General features: G+C 44.5%; 17 protein-coding genes. 1 reads left to right on the top strand and 16 read right to left on the bottom strand.

From position 1 onward, the window contains the following. Nucleotides 1–205: 205 nt before the first annotated feature. The 16 genes from G519_RS0138540 to G519_RS0138465 all read right to left on the bottom strand — a co-directional run bounded on the left by G519_RS0138540 (nt 206) and on the right by G519_RS0138465 (nt 22,433). Nucleotides 206–1,048, bottom strand: a complete 843-nt coding sequence (locus G519_RS0138540) for a transposase (RefSeq protein WP_029199061.1) — start codon at nt 1,046–1,048, stop codon at nt 206–208. Further along, entirely contained in the window at nt 1,048–1,257 is a 210-nt protein-coding gene (locus G519_RS50965; RefSeq protein ID WP_127527958.1) for a hypothetical protein, read from the bottom strand. Before G519_RS50965 ends, G519_RS0138540 begins: the two co-directional genes overlap by 1 nt. A gap of 53 nt (nt 1,258–1,310) precedes the next feature. Next, nucleotides 1,311–1,502: a hypothetical protein gene (locus G519_RS0138530; protein WP_029199060.1), complete on the bottom strand. Its 192-nt coding sequence runs from the start codon at nt 1,500–1,502 to the stop codon at nt 1,311–1,313. A 353-nt stretch (nt 1,503–1,855) separates the two neighbouring features. Continuing rightward, entirely contained in the window at nt 1,856–4,000 is a 2,145-nt protein-coding gene (locus tag G519_RS0138525; protein WP_029199059.1) for an MMPL family transporter, read from the bottom strand. 72 nt (nt 4,001–4,072) lie between these two features. Further along, nucleotides 4,073–5,218, bottom strand: coding sequence for an NAD(P)/FAD-dependent oxidoreductase (locus G519_RS0138520; RefSeq protein ID WP_029199058.1), 1,146 nt, complete (start codon nt 5,216–5,218; stop codon nt 4,073–4,075). Nucleotides 5,219–5,245: 27 nt separating this feature from the next. After that, complete coding sequence (locus G519_RS0138515) at nt 5,246–5,959, bottom strand: methyltransferase domain-containing protein (RefSeq protein WP_029199057.1); 714 nt, start codon at nt 5,957–5,959, stop codon at nt 5,246–5,248. Continuing rightward, on the bottom strand, nt 5,952–7,103 hold the full coding sequence (locus G519_RS0138510; protein WP_029199056.1) for a type III polyketide synthase: 1,152 nt from the start codon (nt 7,101–7,103) through the stop codon (nt 5,952–5,954). Before G519_RS0138510 ends, G519_RS0138515 begins: the two co-directional genes overlap by 8 nt. Nucleotides 7,104–7,276: 173 nt before the next feature. Next, a complete protein-coding gene (locus G519_RS0138505; RefSeq protein WP_029199055.1) occupies nt 7,277–8,815 on the bottom strand; it encodes an FAD-dependent oxidoreductase in 1,539 nt (512 codons plus the stop codon). A gap of 173 nt (nt 8,816–8,988) precedes the next feature. After that, complete coding sequence (locus G519_RS0138500; RefSeq protein WP_029199054.1) at nt 8,989–12,522, bottom strand: carbohydrate-binding protein; 3,534 nt, start codon at nt 12,520–12,522, stop codon at nt 8,989–8,991. Between the two features lie 122 nt (nt 12,523–12,644). Next, nucleotides 12,645–14,228: an extracellular solute-binding protein gene (locus G519_RS0138495; protein ID WP_029199053.1), complete on the bottom strand. Its 1,584-nt coding sequence runs from the start codon at nt 14,226–14,228 to the stop codon at nt 12,645–12,647. Between the two features lie 84 nt (nt 14,229–14,312). Then, nucleotides 14,313–15,182, bottom strand: a complete 870-nt coding sequence (locus G519_RS0138490; RefSeq protein WP_029199052.1) for a carbohydrate ABC transporter permease — start codon at nt 15,180–15,182, stop codon at nt 14,313–14,315. Between the two features lie 31 nt (nt 15,183–15,213). Then, the gene (locus G519_RS0138485; RefSeq protein ID WP_029199051.1) at nt 15,214–16,140 is read right to left on the bottom strand and encodes an ABC transporter permease; all 927 of its coding nucleotides are present in this window, start codon (nt 16,138–16,140) and stop codon (nt 15,214–15,216) included. Nucleotides 16,141–16,308: 168 nt separating this feature from the next. Further along, nucleotides 16,309–17,967: an extracellular solute-binding protein gene (locus tag G519_RS0138480; RefSeq protein WP_036635608.1), complete on the bottom strand. Its 1,659-nt coding sequence runs from the start codon at nt 17,965–17,967 to the stop codon at nt 16,309–16,311. Between the two features lie 15 nt (nt 17,968–17,982). Beyond that, a complete protein-coding gene (locus tag G519_RS0138475; RefSeq protein WP_029199049.1) occupies nt 17,983–19,527 on the bottom strand; it encodes a response regulator transcription factor in 1,545 nt (514 codons plus the stop codon). Then, nucleotides 19,505–21,343, bottom strand: a complete 1,839-nt coding sequence (locus tag G519_RS46755; protein WP_051254102.1) for a cache domain-containing sensor histidine kinase — start codon at nt 21,341–21,343, stop codon at nt 19,505–19,507. The genes G519_RS0138475 and G519_RS46755 overlap by 23 nt, the downstream gene beginning before the upstream one ends. Before the next feature lie 88 nt (nt 21,344–21,431). After that, nucleotides 21,432–22,433: a glycoside hydrolase family 130 protein gene (locus tag G519_RS0138465; protein WP_029199048.1), complete on the bottom strand. Its 1,002-nt coding sequence runs from the start codon at nt 22,431–22,433 to the stop codon at nt 21,432–21,434. Nucleotides 22,434–22,802: 369 nt separating this feature from the next. Between G519_RS0138465 and G519_RS46750 the strand changes: the two genes are divergently transcribed. Beyond that, on the top strand, nt 22,803–23,411 hold the full coding sequence (locus G519_RS46750; RefSeq protein ID WP_127527960.1) for a hypothetical protein: 609 nt from the start codon (nt 22,803–22,805) through the stop codon (nt 23,409–23,411). Nucleotides 23,412–23,948: the final 537 nt, after the last annotated feature.

The raw sequence follows: 23,948 nt of genomic DNA, 5'->3' as shown, positions 1-23,948 counted from the left end.
GAGGTTGCTGGATGAATGAATCCCTAAACGCGGTAGAATGATGTTGTAAAAATTGCAACAATTGCTGCCTAAATCTCGCCTATTTCCCTTCGATGTTGGTCGAGTAGGCGGGGCCTCTCTATTACAGATTGTGCCCCATACCCCTCACAGATCCGTACGTCAGTCTGTCTAACAATTAATTGTGTAGCACGCTTAAAACATGCATTTATGCAATTTCATTCAAATAAACGTTGTAAATTTTAGATAAAGAATGAGCTCGGTCTCTTAAGAGACGTATGAGCTCATTCACGCCCATTATTTTGATCATTCTTTTGAAATTATAGGCAAGGCAAATCAGACTGGTCTCAGTACCTACTGATCTCAACCCTCGCGTTAAAAAGTATGTATAGCCCCAGTGACGTTTTATCGTCCCAAAAGGGTGCTCAACAATCTGTCCTCTTTGCTTATAAATATTATTTTGTTTACGTGTATTCTCAGTAATCTGTTCGATCAATTCTTCGTCACTAAGCCTGGTTACCGCCCTTCCGCCTTTGGCAGAAGTACAGAACTCTTTTTGTCCGCAAAAATCGAAAGCTTCGCAAGTGTAACGCTTATACTCTTTCCCATCTTGTTTTCCATTCCATTTGAACGGTAATTCATAACCCAACAGGCAAATATATTTATCGTTTATAGAATCATATTTAAAGTTTCCTTTGTCAAATCCACTTGCCACTTTGTCTTGCTTTCCCTTTTGCGGCTTAATTAAGAGTTCTGTGTTTTCGTCGACAACATCGATAATTTCAAGGTAATTATAATAACCTGTATCGGCCACGATTGTAGTTTTTTGATCACGAAAAACCTGCTTTGTTTTATGCCCCATATTAGACAACTGCCCTTGGTCGTTGACATCATTGACCGTGTCGCTGTCAACAATTAGCTTATATTTGCTATCCACTGCAGTTTGAACATTGAAACACACTTCATGCTTTCCGTTGTTTTTCATTGATTTGGCATCCGGATCGGTAACACAAAGCTGACTTTCACCTGTTTCCTTGAGTTCTTGTTTCATTACCTGCAGCTCGTTCCGTCAATCTCGACAAGTTGACCATCGATTAACCCGAAACCTTTTAACATTAAGGTGAATTCTTTAAACAGCTTTTTTATGGCCATTTGGTTACTCTTCATAAAAGCAGATAAAGTGCCGTGGTCTGGCTGGAGCTTACCAATTAACCACATCAGAGATCGGCAAACGAATCCATAGCATAGTAATTTCTTCATCCCTGAATTTTCGGATTGAGTTCTTTGACTGGTTCATTGTCCAAAACAGTCGGTTACGCGGCTCCGTGACCTCCTTTACCTTCTCCTTCATTTTCTTCATGGCTTTCGTCGAGGGATAGCTTCGCAGTATATAACGTTCTGCTCCCTTGACCTGCTTTGGGATTTTTCGGTGATGCATGCCCAAAAAGTCGAATCCTGCTTTGGGTTCTTCCGCGCTGCACTTCCAAGGGCTTCACGCGTTCCATGGTCTTCGCCCATCCTCTCGAGGCTCGACTCCCTCTTGTCCTTCTCAGGGCTTTTTTGACGATGCGACAGGATTCACTTTACGTTACGGCCTGCTGTTTTGCTCGCTCCCCTCTCAGGTCACAGGGCTTCAACCTTAGGATCTCTCCACCAGTTGCCTGTCAGCTACGAGGCGACTTGGCTCTTACCTCGACCGGACTTTCACCGGCTAGTTGTGCCTAGCTTGGCTAGGCGCGCGGAGAAGTAAAAACGGCTGCCGAAGCAACCGCTATTTTACTAACGTTCACCATTAGAGTTTAGCTACGCTTATATTATTCCAAAAGAGGTGTGCAATTACTAAACCTACGCAATCAAATTACTTCATCCATCTAGGTGCCCACCAGTTCCATTTGCCAAGCATTTTCATTAATGCTGGAACTAAAATCATTCTGATGACCGTTGCATCAATTAAAATCGCTGCTGCTATGCCAATTCCTAATTGTTTAACCCCGACAACCTCTCCGAATGCAAAGGGCACGGTGACCGCAATCATAATTGCGGCAGCTGAGGTAATGATCCTGCTGGTTGAAGCTAATCCTACCAGTACCGCGCGACTATTATCTTGTGTCTGCTGGTAAACCTCGGATATGCGCGACACCAGGAATACCCCGTAATCCATACTAATCCCAAAAACCAATCCGAAAATGAATACCGGGATCATGATCGCGATGCTGTTCGGTTCCATTCCAAAATTACCTTCTTCAAAGATCCATACCAGAATTCCGAACGATGCCCCCAAGCTTAAGAGATTCATAGCAATCGTTTTTAACGGAATGAGAATGGAGCGAAAAGCAATAAACAATACCAGATAGTTGGAAATTAAAATAAATCGAAGCACATATTTAATGTTTTGAAATATATCGTCAAAGACTTCCTGCTGGTATTTCGCTTCTCCTCCTAACATGAAATGAATATCTGAAGACATTCCCTTCTGCTCCCAGAGTCTGAGCCAATTCATCACTTTTTGTGATGATGATTCGCCGTTCAATGTAACATGAATGAACATTTTGTTTTTATTCACAAATTGTTGAATGACCGGCTTGTATTTCTCTATTAATTTCGCATTTTGCAATAAGATGTAAATTTGTTCGGGCGGAACCCGTAAGCTTGAGAATATAGAATCCACCCTGTGTACGTCTGGATCGTTCTCTAGTCTTTTTACGAGTGTATAAGCGTTTAGCCAATCATCTTTTTTCAAGTCATGTGTTTTTCCTTGGGCGATCATGTAAACATCAGAGCTCTTCCGGGAAAGGAATTGAGCTTGATAGTCCTCAAAAGCAATACGTGAATGATAGCCTTGCGGTAAAGAAGCTGCATCGGGAATGGCTAATTTCATCTCACTTAAAGGCAGGCAGCAGCCGATTAACAATAACGAAGCCAAGAGACCCATTCGGACAGGCCTTTTTAACACATAAAGCGATATTGAGTACCAAATATTTCTTTGCACAAAATCAGTCTGCGGCTTACCTTCTGATTGTATAGCAGGCCACAAAACAGATAAGAGCGCCGGAACTAACGTTAAGGTTAACAATACCGAAACCGTTAATACGGTCATAGCCCCTATGGCAATAGAAGAAAACATAGGAAGCGGTATATACAATATCCCCATTAAGCCTAGAAAGACGCTGGCCGCAGAAAATAGAACAGCTCTTCCAGCTGTATTCATAGTTGTAATCAATGCTTGTCTTACAGGCTTTCTCCCTAATTCCTCTCGAAAGCGGCTGACTAGCATTAACGCAAAATCAATGCTGAGAGCAAGTCCCACCATGGGAATAACATTCAATATAAAGTTAGACAACTCGATCTTCGTCCCTATCCAATACATGATTCCCATTGTACCAGTAACCCCGATCACCCCGATGACTATGGGAATAATAGCGGATATGATTCCTCCAAAAGCCAGCCAAAGTATAATGAAGGCAGCTGTTACTCCTATCCGTTCCGCTTTTTTTAGATCATTTTGGCTCGCCCGGTTCACATCAGCTTGTACCACAGGTTTCCCCGTCATATTTACAGAGATCTCTTTATTTTTCGGCAGGCGTCTTTGAATTTCATCAAGGATAAGCTTCGTTTCCTGGGAATTATGTTTGAAACCAAGCAGCGAATAGGCGAAATCCCCTTTGAACATCCCCTCCCTTTGAAGCGGTGACACCATTTCACCTAGACCGTCGATTCCCTGCAATTGAAACATAGTTTGTTGAATGAACTGTTGAAATTGCTGCAGGGATACAGATGGCTTTTTTTCAAACACAAGAATGACGGGATCTTTGGGGATGTGGAAATCGGAAGAAAGGATTTGTTCAACTTGGACATATGCTCCATCCGGAAATAAACCATGATCCTTAAGAACTGTAGACAGCTTAGGGGCATAGTATCCAAAAACAATAAAGAATAAGGTCCAAACCAGGATTAGTACTTTTGGGTGTCTATGAGAGAGGATGGCAAGTTTTTGTAAATCCATGACACAGCTCCTTAGAGTTTTTCGCCAGAAAAACTGGCTTCGGAAGCTTCGCTTTTTACACGGACTCGATGCCTATGAATCGCCTTCTTTTAACCTGGTCGCTTGCAGTAATCCATAAGCCAATCCAGGTGTTACCTGTGCTGCGCTTAGCAAAAGTCGTGGCAGTATTGGAACACCCAACAGCCATTGAAGAAGACGTCCCCACCGCAAAGGGCTCTTAAATTCCCTTTCTATGGACTGCGAATATTCATGCTGCCACTCACGGAGTGAAATTTGCCCCCTTAAAAAGCTGTCAGCAAGGGGGGCGCACAAGCTGGCCGAACGGAGCGCCATCGACATGCCATCTCCGCAGAGCGGCGGTATCATGACAGCGGCGTCCCCTACAAGAGGAATGAGGTCCCATGCAAGCAGCTTGCGGTTTAGATCTACCGGGGCAACGGCTGCCTGAGTACCGGGGACTGGAACGGCGTTAGCCAGCTTTTGATAGAGCTTTGGATTCCTCCGGCAAGCTGCATCAATCAGCCCTAAGATTGTTTTTTCAGTGTTCTGAAAAGCATTCCATTTCAGCAGCGCCGCAACGTTGAAAATTCCGCCTTCGATGGGGGAAATGCCCAAATATCCGCCATCAAAAAAATAGAGCTCTACAACGGGCTCCATTGCTAACCCCCGAAAATGGGATTTCACACCTATAAACGAATTTTTTATAGTATTATTTGGTCTTCGACCTGGAAGAACTGAATGACAATTCGCGCCCAAAGCAGAAACAACAGCTCGTACACGAAATATTTTTCTTTCTGCTCCCTGTTTCGCCTCAATCGTGTAACCCTCTTTATCGGGACGCACGGACGTTACCGTTGTTGCGGTATGCACAAGCGCACCCGAGCTCAGCGCCGAACTATGGAGTGCGGCATCGAGCGAATATCTGCTCACCCCTAAAGCAATTCCAGGAAAAGGAATTTCTAATGCATCCCCATTGCTGAAAATCAGACGCGAACGATGGATCAAGCTGGGCTGCAGCGACTCTACGAGTTCATGCAAGCCTAGAGAATTCAACATACTTTGGGATTCAGGGGAAAGAAATTCTCCACAAACTTTATGGCGAGGAAATTGCTTACGGTCGATCAAGACTGTTTCCCACCCCCGATCCGCTAAAGACTTGGCCAAACTGCTGCCGGCTATACCTGCGCCAAGCACCGCTACATCCTGGATGTGATTCATCCCAATCAACTCCGATGATTTGAATAATTATAGATTGCTTTTCCAGACGACGATTACATATCGAAACAAGGGTCTCCATGAATAGAACATCTTCGCAGCACTCAAAGCATTTCTGAGATTGTTCCAATCCTCCGAACGAAAACCTTTCGCAACGGACAGCGGTCCGTCATTTACAATATACCGATTACTGGAGACAATTCGTGCCGTAAGCCATACAGCAGCCCAAGGGATCCAATGCCGATGGATATCATTGATCACGACACCTAATCGGGACGCCTTTAGCATGCAATTTATAACGTTAGGAAGCTCATCGGTATTAAAATGATGAACAAACTGAGTTCCGGTAATCACATCCGCGCAGCCTTCCGGAAGCTCGAACAAATCGCTACGAATCACATCAACCCTCGGTTCGTTGCGAAAAAGCAGCCTCGCCTCTTCACAAGCTTCTTCTGTAATGTCAACCAATGTGATTTTCAGATCGATCCGGTTCTCATCTGCCCATCGCAAGATATGCCGATTCACGTCGCCAGACCCTGATCCTATATCTAATACGGATAAGCGCCTCGGCTTATCCGCTTCCATCCATAAGCGCTGCAGGCCATAGAGAGTAGGCCCGGCGGCACCGAAGATCCGGTTGAGTATTTGAAGATGCCGTAAAGCTTCCCGAAGCTCTAGCCCGCCTGTTGTATGGTCGTCCATTAACTCGAGTGCTTTAGCCCGGTGCTTGAACCCCCTAAACATGGACTTCGTCTAAAAGATGCTCTTGAGAAATGACGGATGGAAGATAAGTAATCATGATCATCTCGCAAGTAAGGCCCGGTCCGAATGCCAGGGATAAGCCGTTAACTGGTCCGATGCCGCGTTTTTTTAGCTCCTGCCTCATTTCATTTAGCACGAATAATATGGTGGCTGAGGACATGTTTCCATAATTTTTCAGTACGGCGCGGCTGGGACGGGTTTGTTCCTCCGTTAGGCCGAACATGTTTTCCAGCGTATCGATAATGCCCTTGCCCCCGGGATGAATCGCCCATATTTCAGGCTTTTGTCTTCCGCTGATCAGTCGTTCTACTTGTTCCGGTATAAATTTACCGATCAGTTTAGGAATGTTCGGGGAAAGATAAAGATCAAACCCGTAATTACCAACCTCCCATACCATCTCTTCCGCGGAATCGGGCAGGAGTACGGAATGTATATCTCCAAGTTGAAATATTTCATTATGGGTAGGTTCAGCGGTACCTACAATGCAAGCTGACGCGCCATCTCCGAAAAAAGAAGCGCCAAATAAGGCCTCACGCTCGATAGATGGCTGAATGTGAAGCGTACATAACTCGACGCAAACGATTAATACATTGGCAAGTGGATCGCTTGACACGATTTGTCGTGACAGGCAAACGGCTTTTAAGCCGGCAGCGCATCCTAAAAAGTTAAGAGGAATCCGATTCACAGTGACGGCTAGTCCCAAACGTTGGACTAATTCTGCATCCATCCCTGGAAGGAATTGACCTGTGCAACTAACCGTGATTAGATGAGTAATGTCCGATACATCCACTTTTCCATCCAAAAGGGCATTTCTAGCAGCATGCAGTGCTAGCGGAACGGACTCCCTTTTATAAGTTTCCATTCGCTCGGCGGTCGAAGGTATAGTATGATTTGATTTATGCAAGAAATACCGGCAATCTTCGGCGGATTCAAGCAGATTCGGTTCACAGGTATAACGGGTTTCCACGCCGCATTGCTTAAAAATTCTTTTTGCCCAGCGCATAGAGTCAGGATGCTCACTTAATGCCTGAGCTAATCTTTGTGATGTGTCCGCTTGGTCGAGTCGATTTTCCGGCACGGCTGTTCCTATTCCCAGGATCGCAATCATTTGATCTGCTTGATTCATTTCGTATATTCATCCTCTCATGAAATCCATTTGAATACTCAGACAAGCACCTTACTTTAAACAATCTATTCGTGTTTTCATTTCAATATGATAGAAAGCATAAAACAATACAAAAAAACAGCCCTTGTAAAAAGAGCTGTTCTTTGGTAGAAGCAATACGCTTACCTTTTGGTTTATTCAATTCTCTTTAAAGGCTTTTTAGCGGGTCCTTCAAGCACTCCCCCTTTGTATGAAAATCTTGAACCATGGCATGGGCAGTCCCAAGTTCGTTCTCCATCGTTCCACTCAACCTCACAACCCATATGCGTGCATGTTGTATCAACGATATGCAGCTGACCTTGTTGATCGCGATAGGCGCCGGCTCTTTTGCCATTAGCCCTCACCACTGCTCCTTCATCGTTCTGCAGCTCCTCCGGTTTCTTGAAGATCATTTCCAGCTTTCCGGAAATAAAATGATCAACCACATCCGCATTTTGCACGATGAACGTTTTTATGCTCGGGTCCGCATGAAATCGATCCGGCTTAAAAAGTTCTTGATATGGGCTATGTCCTCCCGTGACCAGCTTTTCGATTAATAAAGCCGCTGCTGTTCCGGTTGTCATGCCCCATTTCTTATATCCGGTGGCTACAAGAATGTTGGGTTCGTCCGAATCGGTACGCCCAATATAAGGTAATTTATCCAACGTGACCAAATCTTGTGCCGACCATCGATAACAGATTTCTTGAATTCCTAAATATTGTTCTCCAAAGTTTTGCAAAGCTTCATAATGCTTGAACGTGCAGATCCCTTGTCCCGTTTTATGGCTTTCGCCTGCGATTAACACCATCTTTTCCCCATTTGCCATAAAGGATCTAAGAGACCGTTTGGGCTCCTCGGCACTTATAAACATTCCTCCCGGGAATTGTTCAGAGGTTTTTACAGCAAGAATATAAGCTCTTTTCGCATGCATTTTCGCAAAGTAAAATCCTCCTCCGTCATAAAAAGGAAAGTGTGAGCACGATACGGCATACTTACAAGTGATTCGATGTCCCTCATTCGTAATCACAGTAGCAGGATTTCCTTTTTCAATGCTTACGGCTGTTGTATGCTCATAAATTTGGCATCCTTGTTTTTGCGCTGCATGATTTGCTAAATGCAAGAGATAAGGCATCGGATTAAACTGGGCCTGATGTTTCATGACTACAGCGGCTTTAGTCTGAAAAGGCAATGGTGCTTGTTCTAAATAATCACCGGGTATTCCCAATGCCTCATATGCAGCGAATTCAGCGGCGATTTTTTCTACGAATTCGTCTGAGCTCGTATAAATATAAGCATCTTCCTCTGTAAAATCGCACGATATTTGATGCTCATGAATGGTTTGTTTAATGAATTGGAATGCCTCTCGGTTAGCTTCGTAATAGAGCCTTGTTTGTTCTTTACCTAAATGCGAAATGAACTCATCGTAGATGAGATCATGCTGTGCAGTAATCTTTGCCGTTGTATGACCAGTCGTTCCTGTAAGCATTTGTCCGGCTTCGATTAATGCGACTTTAAGACCTTGCTTTGAGAGCAGATATGCGGTTGTTATGCCAGAGATGCCAGCTCCGACGATAGCTACATCTACCTGGATATCATGTGTCAACCTTGGAAAACTCGGGATGCTTGCGGTTGCTATCCAGTAGGATTCTGGAAATTGCGGAAGGAATACTCGGGGTGATTGATTCTTAAGCATCGCGATGTCCTTTCTTCCATTTTTATCATAATTTAACCAATGCAGTTTTTTTTATGCGGTTGATTCTTGAGAAAATTATTATTAATTTTTTTATTATCTCCATATCGAAACAAAATAGAGGCTGCTCGCTAGGTTATTAACCATTTGAGTCAGCCTCAGCTAAAACAAATCTATCAATTTATCTTTGTAAGATAAATGGTGTCATTGGCCAGTGTGTACGAATTACTGCTCGGATCCTTGCCTGTAATTTGTAGTTTAAATTGTTTGTTGCCAGGTGAGGCAAAGGTCACTTCCCCAAAGCTTACTGTCGTATAGCTCGCGCTGCTCTGACGCTGATCAACCGGGTTCCCTTGAGCAATACCGTCAATATACAATTGAGCAGTGCCTCTATCGGGATGCTTTTTGACTCTTGAGCTTACGATATAAGTTCCAGCAGTCGGAACATTTACCGTATATTGAATCCAATCGCCAACGGCATTGAAGTTGCCATAGCTGAGTGATCCGCCGCTCGCCGCAGCATCTGCAGAATTTACGCTAGTGTCTCCGGCAGATACGGTAGTTGCCAGACTTTCAGCTTCATAAAGAATAGGCTGCCGCGTTAGAGCTATATAATCGGTAGCCAGCGTGTATGCACCGCTGCTTGCATTTTTTCCCGTCACTTGAAACTTGAATTGCTTGTTTCCGGGAGCAGCGAACGTTACATTGCCCAAATCGACCTGCACATAACCCTGTGCGCTTTGATATTCATCAATGGCAGTACCCTGCGCAACTCCGTCAATATACAATTGGGCCATACCTCGATTAGGATGTTTCTTAACCTGTACTTTAACGTTATAGGTTCCAGAAGACGGGACGTTCACCGTATACTGTACCCAGTCTCCAATAGCGTTAACATTCCCGTAGCTTAATCCTCCATTGCTTGCACTCGAATCCGATGCACTTGCTATCGTATCTCCTGACGAAATAGCTGCTACCAAGTTTTCAGCTTCATACTTAACCAGTTCAGGCACTGCTGGCGGCAGCAGTAAATCTGGCGATTTATACGTCAACCTAATAAAATCAGTGGCCAGCGTATAAGCTCCGCTGCTTGCATGCTTTCCTGTGATCTGAAATCTAAATGTTTTGTTGCCTGCCGACGTGAAAGCAATTTGTCCCAGATCCAGTTCCGTATATCCCTGAGAACTAGCGTATTCGTCAATAGGGACTCCTTGCGGAGAGCCGTCAATATACAATTGCGCTGTTCCCCTGTCCGGATGCTTCTTAACCTGAGCTTTCACGTTATACGTTCCAGCGCTTGGCACATTAACCGTATAGTCCACCCAGTCGCCTACGGCGTTAAGATTGGCATAATCTAAAGATCCGTTGCTTGCAGCTGTATCCGTGCCTATTACATGATTGTCCCCGGTCGACACGGAAGTTACAAGGCTTTCCGCTTCGAATTTAATACCTGAATCAATGGTTAAACTGCCCGTTCCTCCTGCACCAATAGATACTTGGCTGACGAAGGCTTTATTTGCCGTCCTGTCGAAGACAACAATTTGACCGGTTGAATTGGCCGTCCCAGTTACATTCACAGTTATGCTTGAAGAACCGGCACTTGTCGTGAAGGAAGCGATTTGCTCATCGGCATACACAACCTGCATACTCGAGCCATTGTCTTCTTGGATCCAGAAAGCTTTGCCTTTGGACGTGTTCTCCGTCAGATTCACGTATAGACCAGTTGACTTCAGCTCCGCTCCGGTATATCTCCCTTTATACGAATAAGAGGAAGTCCCACTGTCGTCCATCGTGATATCTTCAACCAGATAGGTTTTGTTATTGTCGAGCCATCTCAAATTGAGTGTCAAATCGTTAGCTGGCGTCACTTCGCTGGCAGCCGTAACGATGACCAACGCATTGCTCTTATCCGCCGGCGTATACATCCATGCATACGGTCCCGAAGTATCGAAATTCGGACCTGCGTACAGCGGTCTAATCGTATCCTTCGTTAAGGCTTGAATTCTAGGACTTTTTCTCCAATCATTGAACTTTTTAAGCGAATTTATGCCAGTCGTACTCCAGGTTCCTGGATCGGTTTTGAACTTAATGGCTCTAGCCAACATATAGGAATAATAGTCCTCCATCTTGCCTGTAGGCGCGCCGCCGTAATAGACAGAGCTCATCGGCAAATATCCGAAGCTGTACATGCCAATCTTCATACTTTTATCAACGTCGCCTTTGGACGACACGAATCCATTGTCCGCCATGTGCAGGAGTCCTACATTCCGATCCCCCTGCGTCGGGTAAATATCCACTTCGCTAGTCAGCTTCCCAATAAAATCAGGATGGCGCGAAGTTAGATCGTTCAGATAGTTCCTGACCAGAACGTTCTTGCGGTATACGCTGTCGCTCGGATGCGAAGTCGAGGTTGCTGATGTATTGGGCCAGAATTCCGTCAAATCTATCATTTGGTGCGACAAATTATATTGTGGAATCATGTAATCTTCCACCTGGCTTCTTTTAAATTCGATATTGGCGGGATCGGCCAAATCCCTGCCCAAATTATGGTTATCGCCTGTCATGCTGAACCACAACCCGAATTTCATGCCTTGGGATACAATATAATCGCTTAACGATTGCAGGTTGGTAGTGAAGCCGCTTACCGGTGTGGTCGTATCTCTTGTGGTATTCCACAAATCGTCGATCATCACCATATCCAGACCAGCCTGAGCGGCTTTTGGAACGACCGTATTCCGATAATAAGCGTCATTGCGATTGCCCTGCCAATCCCAATCATTGGTCAGAAAGATCGATTCCGTGTCGTGATACTTAAATCTTTTTCTGAAATGCTCTTCCATAGCCATCTTGCCATCGAGTGCATCCCCTTTGAAAACAGTCAAGTTGACGGGAATATACTCAAATTGTTCATTGGGAAATAGGACCAGTTGAAGCGATCCCGTGTTTGTGGACACTTTAACGTTAGGAATTCCGCTCCAGGCATTAATACTCGCAAATGGCAGCCTGTCTGTGGCGTCCTGTGTTTTCCAATTCATTTCGGGCTGAATGATCCATCCATCGCCTGTATCATAATTAACCACTGCGTTGCGTCCCGCATTTGGCGCCAGCGACCCTGAAGTACTATACCATGTCATATTAGGCACATAGTGCAAGGTATGGGCGTCATTTGGAAAATTCAACGCAATGATATCCGAATTTGTAATGGTTTTATTCGATGTCGAATTATTTTTGATGAAATTTGAATACTTTAAACCGGCTCTATCGTTATACATTTCAAATTTGAGTGTGATGGTGACATTTTGCGGAGACACTCTTGTGATCGGGATTTCCAATGATTTCCCCCAAGTCGTACCGAATTTGGAAATATTGGTTATTGCATCCGTACCCAGTGTCCAGCCGCCGTCATTCGCATAGAGGTCGCTGCCTCCATAATTATAATAAAACAGATAGCTGCTGCCGCTTCCGGTCAAATATTCCTTGCCCGCTTCTTTATTGTAGAAGCTTGTCATCTGAATACTGCCACCAGCAAATGAAACTACTGCCCGCAGGACATCGTTTTCCAGCGTCCAACTCGTTCCGTTCTTGGTTATTAGCGAGGCTGCTGCCTCCGCTTTCGGAACGGTTCCCTGTTCACCAATGGGCAAGCCTGTTAGCCATACACTTGCCAATAGGACAAAGCACAATAGCAGCCGAAATTTTCTTTTTAACATGATCAACACATCCTTTATCGAGTATGAAAAAATAGGTCTCAGCATTCCTTCCCTCAGTACCTGTTATTAAAGCTTAGCCCGCGCATGACCATTGCGTTCTGCCCTGCGCGGGATTCCGCTTTTTATTTAAGCTTGTTCATGTAGTCGACATATTCCTTTTCGGCATCGGCGGTTGCCGGATACCATTCTTTTTCAAGGAAATCTTTAAACTCTTGCAGCGAAATAGCACCCATGACGTATTTCATTTCTCTGTCATCTTTTTTCTTTACAACATCAGGAATTGTACTGTTCAAGTTTAATATTTTTGGCGATCTTACGGCCGGCACATTTACGGATGTCATTTGTTTCATTGCTGTATCTAACTGTGCTTTGTATTTGCCAAGACGCTCTGGCGTGTCGGCATTTTCAATGATCGCGGGATTGCCGTCAATCGCGTTAGCGATTGTCATGTAAGTACTTGTCGTGCTTGGAAGCTTGGCTGTCTGGTCCGCTGTACGGCTAATGATCTTCGTGGAAGGTTCATAGCTATCGAATGTAAGCCCTTTCAAACCGATTTGGAATAAGGTATTAGCTTCCGTCGTATTGCCCCAATCCAGGAATTTCAAGACAGCATCCATATTTTTGGACGACTTGGAAATCATCCATCCGCCCCACGTTGCAGGAGTCACCCAATCCGTAGCAACACCTTTGCTGTCCTTTAAAACGCCTTGATAGGTGTACTTCTTATCCGACTCTTTTTCCTTGGAAATGTTGCCCATTACCGCGTATTGGTGAGCGTAGATGATACCGATTTTGTTTTGGTTTAGCTTTTCTTGATCCACATAAATTTTATTGATCAAAAATTCAGGATCGATCAACTTCTCATCATTCAATTGCTTTAAGTAAGTCAAGTAAGGGATATAGCCTGACATCTTTTCACGTATTTTATAGCTTCCGTCCGTGTCCTTTGCGCCATTAACAATAGGTAGAGTGAATGCGGAAGCAAGAAAGTTTGATGCGTTCCATATCGAGTTGTTGCCTAGCGATGGATTGGAGAAGCTTAAGCAAAACGTATCCGGTTTTCCGTTGCCATCAGGATCATTCTTTGTGAACGCCTTACAAACATTCGTAAATTCATCAAGGGTTGTAGGAGCCTTTAGATTCAACTTATCGAGCCATTGCTGATTGATCATATATCCCCAATGATTGACGACATTCGCTCTGGGAATGATGTAGGTTTTACCATCGTTAACTGATTTGACGCCGTCCCACATTTCTTTCGTGATGTTTTTCATCAGATTGGGGTATTTGGCAATTTTGTCATCTAAGGGCGCTAGAAGACCGTTTTTAGCCCAAGTTTCCATATTGGCATCAGCGCCGCCCCAGTTGTAAACAAGATCCGGCAGATCGCCCGATGCCATTAACACCTGCAGCTTATCCACATAGTTATTGATCGGTGGAGCTTCGATGGATAATTTGACGTTGGCCAGCTTTTCAACTTCGGCAATGACAGGATTATTTTCTAACACAATTCCGGCATTCACCCTATTGAACATCTTAATAGATACAGGCGCAGCCTTCGGACTCGAGCTTGCTGCCGAGCTGGTGCTTGTAGGTGCCGCCTCACCCTTCTTGTTGTCCGTACTGGCGCCGCAGCCCTCTAAAACAGCGGCTATCAGCAGGAGACTAACGAACGTACTTGCGAAATTTCTTCCCACCTTTTTCATAGCGAACACTCCCTTTTACATCGAATGGTATATTTCAACTGCAAATGATTTGCAGATAAAACCGAACTTCCAGAACTCAACCGCTTACCCTTTAATCGAGCCTACTAGCATTCCCTTCATAAAAAATCTTTGTAAAAAGGGATACACAAGCACGATCGGCAGTGTGGCAAAGATGATGATTGCCATTTTTATCGTAAATTCCGTTACGCCCGAGCTGGTATCCATCGCATCCTTCACGATGCCTCCATCATCTACAACCATATCCCGCAAGATCAGCATGAGCGGCCAAAGCTCCCGTTTGGAGGTATAAATAATGGCCGAGAAGAAGGTGTTCCACTGCGTCACCGCATGAAAAATCACAAAAGTGGCAATCGCTGGCTTGGAGAGTGGGATAATAATCTTGTAAAGTACTTTAATTTCATTGGCGCCATCGATAAAAGCGGATTCTTCAAGACTCGCCGGTATGGCGCTTACAAAGTTTTTCATCAAAATCAGGTTATAGGCACCGAGTGCGCCAGGCAAAATCATACTCCAAAGCGTGTTATAAAGGTGCAGCGTCTTCACAAGGTAGAAATTCGGGATTAATCCACCATTGAAAAACATCGTAAATGTGATAAGGACCAAGATTACGTTCCTCCCCTTTAGATCCGGTTTGGAGAGCGGGTACGCAGAAACAAGCAGCAAAAAGATATTTAGGGCCACTCCGATAACGGTGATTAAAATGGTATTTTTGTAGCCGGTCCACATAAGCGGCATCTGAAGAATCTGTTTGTAAGCACCGAACTCGATGTGACTGGGTATCAGCTTTAAAGGATTTTGCAAATATTCTGAGTAGGGTGTAACTGAGAAGGAAGCCACATAAAAGAACGGGAATAAGCAAGCTAAAGCAAATAGTGAAACAATGATATAGTTGAAAAAGTCAAAAACTTTATCGCCAAAGGATCGAATTATCAATACAGGCGCCTCCTTTTCTAATGTAATTGGCTTACCAAATCCCGTCTTCTTTCAGCAGTTTGGCAATTTGGTTGCTAATGAGGATAAAGATAAACCCGATGACGGAAGTGAATAGCCCGACGGTTGTTCCAAAAGAGAAGCGACCACCAAGGATACCCACTCGATACGCATACGTTTCGAATACCTCGGAGACGTCCAGATTCATTGGATTTTGAAGCACGAAAATTTGTTCGAAGCCATTTCCCATCAATTGACCAAGTCTCAGAATGAATAGAATGACTATCGTAGATTTGATACCTGGCAGTGTTACGTGCAATAATCTCTGAAATCTGCTTGCCCCGTCTATACTCGCTGCCTCGTATAATTCCGAATTAATGCCTGCTATTGCAGCCAGATAAATGATGCTCCCCCAGCCTGATTCCTTCCATATACTGCTGAGCACGACAATTGGGCGGAAATAATCCGGATCGGCTAGAAAGAACACGGGGTCTATACCCATCTCTTTGAGAAAGATATTGACAATTCCCCAAGATGGGGAGAGGAAGTTGACCAGAATGCCTCCAATAACAACCCACGAAATAAAGTGAGGCAGATAGATCATGGTCTGAGTGACGCGTTGAAAGCTAGCCATTCGGATTTCATTCAATAACAAGGCCAGTATGATGGGGAATGGGAACCCGAAAACGAGCCGCAATAGACCAAGGTAAAGTGAATTCCAAAACACCTTGTAAAAGTCGCTTAAACCGAACATGTACCTGAAATTTTCCAACCCTATCCAAGGACTGTGAAGAATGCCTTTTGCAAAATTGAAATCCTTAAACGCAATCATCACCCCATACATGGGGATGTAATTGAAAACGAGGAAATAAATGACGCAGGGCAGCAATAACAAATACAGATACTTCTTTTTGTTCAAATAACGAAATGTGCCTTTGACATTGGCAGATACGGAACTCATTTCCTTCACCTCAAATTCTTGTTGATATGTGTTTCTGTGGCTTTCGTTCACCTCTATGAAGCAAGTATAGTAGTTACGCAATTCGACAACATCTACAAACATTGGGAAAATGGATACTATTTTTAGGTGAGACAAAAAAAAGCCCGGATGCGATCATCCGGACTCTGTTTATTTATTTTGAGCAGCGCGCTGCTGTTTGAAAATGTCATAGATGTCTTTCGTTAAAATCATATGGCTCTTTTCATTCACATAGTAATTTCTGTACCAATCATCGACCTGCTTCCCTCCAGCCTTCTCCCATAGTGCAATGGCATCCTGCATGGCCTGCTCCGGCAAATAATTGGGGGTCAAAATGGACTTGATCCAGATATCGCCATCGCCGACGCCCACGTGATTCGTTGTGTTGGACAAGATCTGCTGCAATTCTTTGGGCAGCTGAGGCATCTGCTCGGAATGCGTCGGACCCGCAACTTGAAGATCAAAATTGATAAATGAAGAGTTCAGCTCAAACATTTTCTTTACGTCCGCCTGAAAGGGATCATTCGCATTCAGCTTCTCCGTTCCGTAATAACAATTGCCCGACAAAATAGGAGAAGCCAGCATGGCAAAATCACCGGTGGCGAAATTAAACTCGGTTTTCCATTTGTCCAGATCCGTCACCTGCGGGCATTTCCCCGGCTCCGTTTTACTGTGCACACCTTCAAATCCGTAATACATCGTTTTCATAAAGGCTTCAGAAGAGGCGAAATCGACAAATTTCATAACGGCCTCCGGGTCCTTCGTCCCCGCATTGACAACACCCGTCATTTGAATTGGATTCACAAAAATAGGATTAAATTGCCCCACCGGCGTCTTCGGATAAGGAATGACCGTAATCTCGGCATTCGGATTAGATCGTTTCAAAGGCATATAATAGTCGTTATAAAAGGTAATCGGAACATTAAATTGATCCATATAAATGCCGATTTTGCCTGTAAGGAAATCCTGCTTCGCCTTCGAGCCGTTCTTATCGTTCAAATATTGTTGATCGACTAAACCTTCGCTGTACAGCTTTCTTTTGAACGCAACGACCGCTTGGATATGGTCCCATCCATGGACAAGTTCGCCGTTTTGAACTACGAAGTCCGGGTAGGTAACACCAAACATTTCGTTCAGAACAGCTCCGGAATTATAGGACATGGCCATACCGTACGTATCGTTTCTGCCGTTGCCGTCAGGATCGAGGTTGGTAAAAGCTTTAGCTACCTGATAAAGCTCCTCCGTCGTCTTGGGAATGTCCAGCTTCAGCTTTTTTAACCAATCAGTACGTATAAACAAGCCTCTCTGGGGTATGGTTTCATTAATCCGCCCAAAGTGATATAACTTGCCATCGGATCCGGTTCCAGCAATTCGTAGTGCCGGATACTTCTTCAGCAGCTCTTTATAATTCGTGCTATACGTATCAATCATGTCGTCGACTGGACGCAGCAATTTTTGATCGATTAGCGTATTTTTAATTTGCGGGGCATATTCCAGAATCAAATCCGGCGCTTCTCCCGCGGCGAATAACGCATTCAGCTTTTGTTCCGACTGCGTCCGAGGGACAGGAACAAACTTGACATCGACAGGTCCAGCTTCATTAATCCATTGCGTAATCTTATTGTTATCGACCTTCCCTTCTTGGGAAGGAATGTTTCCACGATCATAGATAGTGACTGTAATTTCACCTCTTTTTACGCTTATCGGCGCTTCCGCATCCTTCTCTTTGGTACTGCAGCTAACCGCCATACTTAGAAGTGCAGCCAACATCAGTGTTGGAAGGAGAACCCGTTTCATCAAGTCAATCATCTCTTCCTTTCTCTCCTAGTTGACTTCACTCAGCTTGCGGTATTCTTTCGGCGAGCAGCCGGTAAACTGCTTGAACAGCTTGGCAAAATAATTAGGCAGATCATAGCCGACATGGCCTGATATTTCGGTAACGCTCATATCTGTATTCGAAAGCAGTTGTTTGGCTTTCTCCATCCGCAATTCGATCAAATAGGTAACGAAGCTGCGCCCCGTCTCTTTTTTAAACAAATGACTGAAATAGGCCGGATTCAAATGAATCTGCGAGGCTACATGCTGCAAAGAAAGCTGTTCGGAAAAATGCTCTTTCATAAAGTGAATCGCCCTCGATACCGTTTTGGCGCTGTATTTATACTGCCATTCGAAAAACGTGTTCATGAAAAGATCCGTCTCATCCCTCATCCAATCATAAACTTCCTCCGTGCTGGAGCAATCGTGCAGCTTACTAATCCTATCGCTCAATGCTTGCGGATTGTGATCTTGTTCAAGCTGTTTACGGGCCGTCTCCTGCATAGCGAAACTTAGTGATAATGCTTCAATCTTGCATATATCGGCGTGCATGCGGCAGATGTCCTTCATTAGCTGCTCCAAATACTGTTTTAAAGAATCAGATTGTCCGGCTAACAGAAATGCCCCCATCTGTGCGCTGACTAGCTGCACCTTGGCCCGATTGATCTGTAAAGCAGGCTCGACGTCATGTCCCTTACCGGGACTTGCAGGCTGGTCAATCCCGGCGTTTGTCAGCATGGACTCATAGAGATCCGGCAGTTCTATTGGATTATGAATGAGGCCAGCCTCAAACGCTCGGACGTTTAAACCAAGCAGCTGTTGAATTGTTTCGCATGCCTCCTTACACAAGGTTTGTGCTTCCACGTCTTGCTTGACGAAAAGTGCAAATCGCCCGGATTCGATAAGCAGCAATGTTCCAGAGATCTCATATGCATCCAGTATTTCGCTAATAATATTCAGGACAGCGAATTGCAGCAGCGGCACATCACGCTTAAGATATTGCTTCTGAATGGGAAAATAGTCGGTAATTTGAAACAAAACGAACTTACAATTCTGTAGCTTCCCCCGTAAATGTAATACCGATTCCATAGGGTAAGGAAATCTTAGCATCATTGCGCGAATCGTATTTTCCAGTAGCAGTTGGTTCTCGCTTGCTTCTTTTCTCAGTCTGGCCTGCTTGTCGGACATGAGGACGCTCACTTTCTCCAAGGCTCCGTACATATCCTGTTTACTGCAAGGTTTGACAAGCAAATCGAGTGCTCCGTAACGCAGCGCCGCTTGTGCATATTGGAAATCCTGATACCCTGTAATGACAATGACTTCAATCTCGGGGAAATGAGTCTTTACACGCTTCAACAGCTCCAAACCGTCCATTAATGGCATACGGATATCTGTTATGACAAGGTCAGGCTGCAATTCGGCAATCCATCGCTCTGCTTCTTGTCCGTTCTCGGCTTCCCCGCAGACGTTCCAGCTGGTTCCGGATTCTGCGATCATTTTCGCAAGCCCTTTGCGAAATAAGGGCTCATCTTCAACTAGCAGTATTCGTGTCATCTGCCATTGCCCCCTCTCTGGTATGATCAATGTTGTAAGGCAACATTAGCTGAATCAAAGTACCCGTAGGTAAACGAACAATATCCAACCCATAAGGCTCACCGTGAACTAAGTCTATACGTCTGATAACGTTGCGAACTCCGATGCTTTCGCGTTCCCTGCTCCCATCGTACATGTTCTGATCAGCCAAAAGTTTCATCACGGTATCCGGATGCATGCCGCATCCGTTATCTTCAACTTCAATCAGCATATTAGCATCTTTACGGAGAGCGCGAATCGTTAATCGCTTGTTCACAGTCTGATTCTGAAAAGCATGAACGAACACATTCTCGACCAACGGCTGAATCAGCAGCCTTTGCATTTGGCATTCCGCTAGTGTCTCATCCGCTTCAATATGAACATAAAGCTCTTCGCCGTGACGCGCTTCCTGAATGGTTATATAGTTGCGTATTTGAGCCAACTCGTCCCGCAGGGTACTGGGTGTTGTAACCGTTGCCAAAGAATATCTCAGCAGCTCCGACAAGCTGGTAACGAGCGCCGCCGTTTCATCATCATCGTAAAGAAGCATGATCTTCCAATAAATTGAATTCAAGGCATTATGCAAAAAATGAGGATTCAGTTGAGCTTGCAGCGCCTTAAGTTCAGCCTCCTTTTCGCTAAGCTTGCTAACGTACACCTCCTGTATTAACGATTGAATATCCGTAACCATCTTATTAAAGCTTTCCGCCAAAAAAGCGAATTCATCATTCGACGTTTTGGGAATAACGACACGTAAATTTCCCTCCCGCACCCGCTGCATAGCCTTTACAAGCACGTGTAAGGGCTTCAGCATCCTGCCGCTAAATAAGGAAACGCTCACCGCCATTAAAATAATACTGACAAATCCAGAGAAAATGGCCAAATGATAGACACTCAATCCCTTAGCTTTGATCTCTGCCAGTGATATCCCGCTCACCAGTGTGAACGAACGCGGCTCGAATACACTTTTGACAAATAAGTAATCATCCCCGTTGTGATGTTGAATCACCGTTGCTTCCTTAGTTTCCAGCTTTGGCTCAATTCCCGGTCTGCCTTCTGGCTCACGGCTATAAAGCAATCGATTGAATTGATCGTAGATATAGGCTCCTGATGTCCGGCCTGCTAAAAGCGGGTCCAACGAATTGCCCAAAAATGCCTCGTCGATGATCAAAATCATCATGCCGTATACGGTTTGCGTCTTCGTAGATTTAAGCCAACGGGCAGCAACAAGGCTGCTTTTTTCACCTGACGGTTCGGAGGAATCGGGAATTTTCATCCGCTGCCACACCAATTCCGCAGACGTATCTTTCCTGCCGTTCTTGACCTTTTCATAAAAATCAGGAAAGGTAACCTGTATCGAAGGGTTCGATTGGCTATAGTACATGTTGTAACCTTGCAAATCGACAAGATATACGGCTCGGATATGCGGTGTTTCATTTTTTAGGGGGAGTAAAATATTGGCCAGATCCCTCTCCAGCAAAAAATTTCGGTAAGCACCGCTTTCACCTTCTGCCGGCTCGGCAGACATCTCTTGAACGATCTGCTCCACGTACGGATGAAAAAAAACAAAGTCGGTTATGCGGTACATATCCTGAATTTTAAAACCGAGCTGTTGAATCGTTTGTTCGCTTGTTTTGAGATACTGCTTGCTGATCTCGCTCTCAAACAGGTTTACATTCACCCGATATGAAACATATCCCGTTATCAATGAACAGACAATGATAATAACTGACAGTGTTAGAATTAATTTTACTTTAAAATGTTGATTGATATATTGAATGAGGTGGTTATGTTTCATAGGGCAATGAATTCCTCCTGAAGAACAGCGCTTTGAAAACCAACAAGAGAAGTTGCTCACTGAACGCAACTTCCCTAGGTAATAACTATTATTTTGTATCCGGCAAGCACAACCGGATTAGATCGTAAACATGGGCTGTTGCCAGACATTCTACCGTATCTGCCGCTCCATAATAGATTTTGACCTCACCACTGTCCTCCAAAATCATTCCTCCTGGAAAAATGACATCGTTGCGAAAACCGCCTTCTATTTCATAGCTCACTTCCGGTGCTAGTAAAGGCTCCTGGCACATTCCGATGATTCGATAGGGATTGTCCAAATCCAGCAGCATGATGCCAGCTGTGTATCGCTTCTTCCAATACGGTTCCCAGCCGTTTTTGCCACGGGCATGATCAATATCTACCGCATGGAACGTGGTGAGCCAGCCCTTGGAGGTTCGTATCGGAGGCGCGGCCGGACCAATCTTATCGTTGGCGAACGGCACCTGCTCCAAGCCGAGAAGCAGTTCGGTATTTCCCCAATATTTTAAATCAGGCGAATCGGAGATCCATATATCAAAGCTATCTTTTCCGCCTTTACCATAGACCGGGAATGGCCGTTCCAAACGGATATATTTGCCATCGAATTTTTCAGGAAACAACACCATATTTCGATTGTCTGGGGCAGAGAGACTAAGAATTTCGAAGTCCACGAAATCATCCGTAACCGCGATTCCCCCGCGCACACCGTGCTTAGTATCTACTGCAAAACAAACATAGCAGCGCCCGTCAATTACCGTTAACCGCGGATCGTACGTTCGAATAATCTCATCGCCTTCAATGCCAAAGCATGGCTGCTTCTGCACGTCCCAATGAATGCCGTCTTTACTAAAAGCAAGCCCCAAATTGGTGGTGCTGATCGGAAGTAACGTTTCATTTGCCGCATCGCCATAATCATTACGAAACATCATGACATACTGTCCTTCATATTTGGCAACACCTGCATTAAAAACAAGTGCAGGATTATAGGGGACATCGCCCGGAGCTAGAATCGGGTTCATAGCATGTCTTGTGATAAACTTGCTTGATTTCAGCGAACTTGTGAAAACCATGGAAGACTACTCCTTTGCATCGTATTTTAACACCTTTCATAGAGCAAATATAGTACATTCCATCTTCTTTAACAGCTAGCAATGATTGAAAAACGGATAACATTTTTAGGTGTCATCCCTAGCATCGAAACAACAAACGGTCATTCGAGGAAATTCTCCATCAAATCAAACGGAATCATCCGGAATAGGCAGTACGGATTGTGGATAAAAATGGAAATAACGAGCTGGTTTGGGTATTTCCCGGGCAATTATTGAAAGAGGCGGCAACATTTTTAACTCATAATGATTGTACTGCCTTGTTTAAGCGTAAAATATATTGTTTAATGTTTACGAAAAGACTAATTTCGGAATTCGAGGCGAGTGATGGAGATGCAAATAAAAAAACGCAAAGACAAATGGAACGATCTCTTCGAACTGGCTTTGTATGTGACTGCCGCAGTCTGCTTTGTTTATTTTTGGGTGAAAGACATCCCAGCAAAAATGTTTGAGGCCGGTTTGATTATTGCAGTGCTGCTGATCATCCGAATCGTGGTCAAACTCACAAAGACCACGCTGTTTGCAGCTTTGCGGTTTTCAGTCCTATTGTTCATTTTTGTCTCTATGTTTTTGGCAAATGAGTTTGGATTTTACAAAGTAATTCCATACCTGGATAAAATCGAGCATCTCTTTTCGGGCTTGATCCTTTGCTTCGTCGGTTTGTTGATTTATATGAAAGCAAGCAGAGGCGAGAAAACGGCCGCGCCGAGTGCGCAAGTTGCCATATGGTTTTGCCTTTTCTTTTCCACCGCCATGGCGGGTGTTTGGGAAATTTACGAGTTTACGACGGACGGACTATTCGGACTCCATTCACAAAACGGAAGCTTGGTCGACACGATGACGGATATCATTTGCGGAACCATAGGTGCCGTAGCGACTAGTATTTATCTAGCTTTCAAGGCGAAGCACAGAAAAATGCCTTTGATTGACGTTCAATCCTGATTCGATTCATTCATCCAATCAAGTTCTACATGAGAGTGTCTTAAATCGGAATCAATCGGCCCACATGCTACTTGCAGTCCTTGGAGGATTGTGTTGAATGTTGTTGTAAAAAGTGCAACAATTGCTGTCTGGATCCCGCCTCTCTCCACTCGTTGTTGCTTAATGTACAACAATTGGGCCCGAAATAGGCGATTTTGCAACAAATAGGCTCGAATTGTTGTACGAAATGCAACTCCAAGCTGCAAAATAGCCTTTAGGCGTGCAAATTGTTACAGAAATTACAACATTGTAAACCACAATATCATAACCCTTCACAACACAGCTCAACGACTCTAAAATCATCTTTTGGAGTCATGCCTACTAGTGTTGAGGAGCCATTATGAATAAATCGACAGTCTCGTACGTTCCGCATTTGCTGGATTAGCGCACATTTCAAGTAAATAGTCTCTACGTTCCCTTTAGTGTAAGCATGGTAGATGGCTGCACCTATCCATAAAGCTGCCCTTCTTATATATTATCATTTTGGGTCAGCCCCAG

It is taken from the genome of Paenibacillus alginolyticus DSM 5050 = NBRC 15375, from assembly GCF_000422905.1.
In the GTDB taxonomy this organism is placed as follows: domain Bacteria; phylum Bacillota; class Bacilli; order Paenibacillales; family NBRC-103111; genus Paenibacillus_E; species Paenibacillus_E alginolyticus.
Note: the sequence above shows the minus strand (reverse complement) of the source record. Positions and strands in the feature narration are given on the sequence as shown.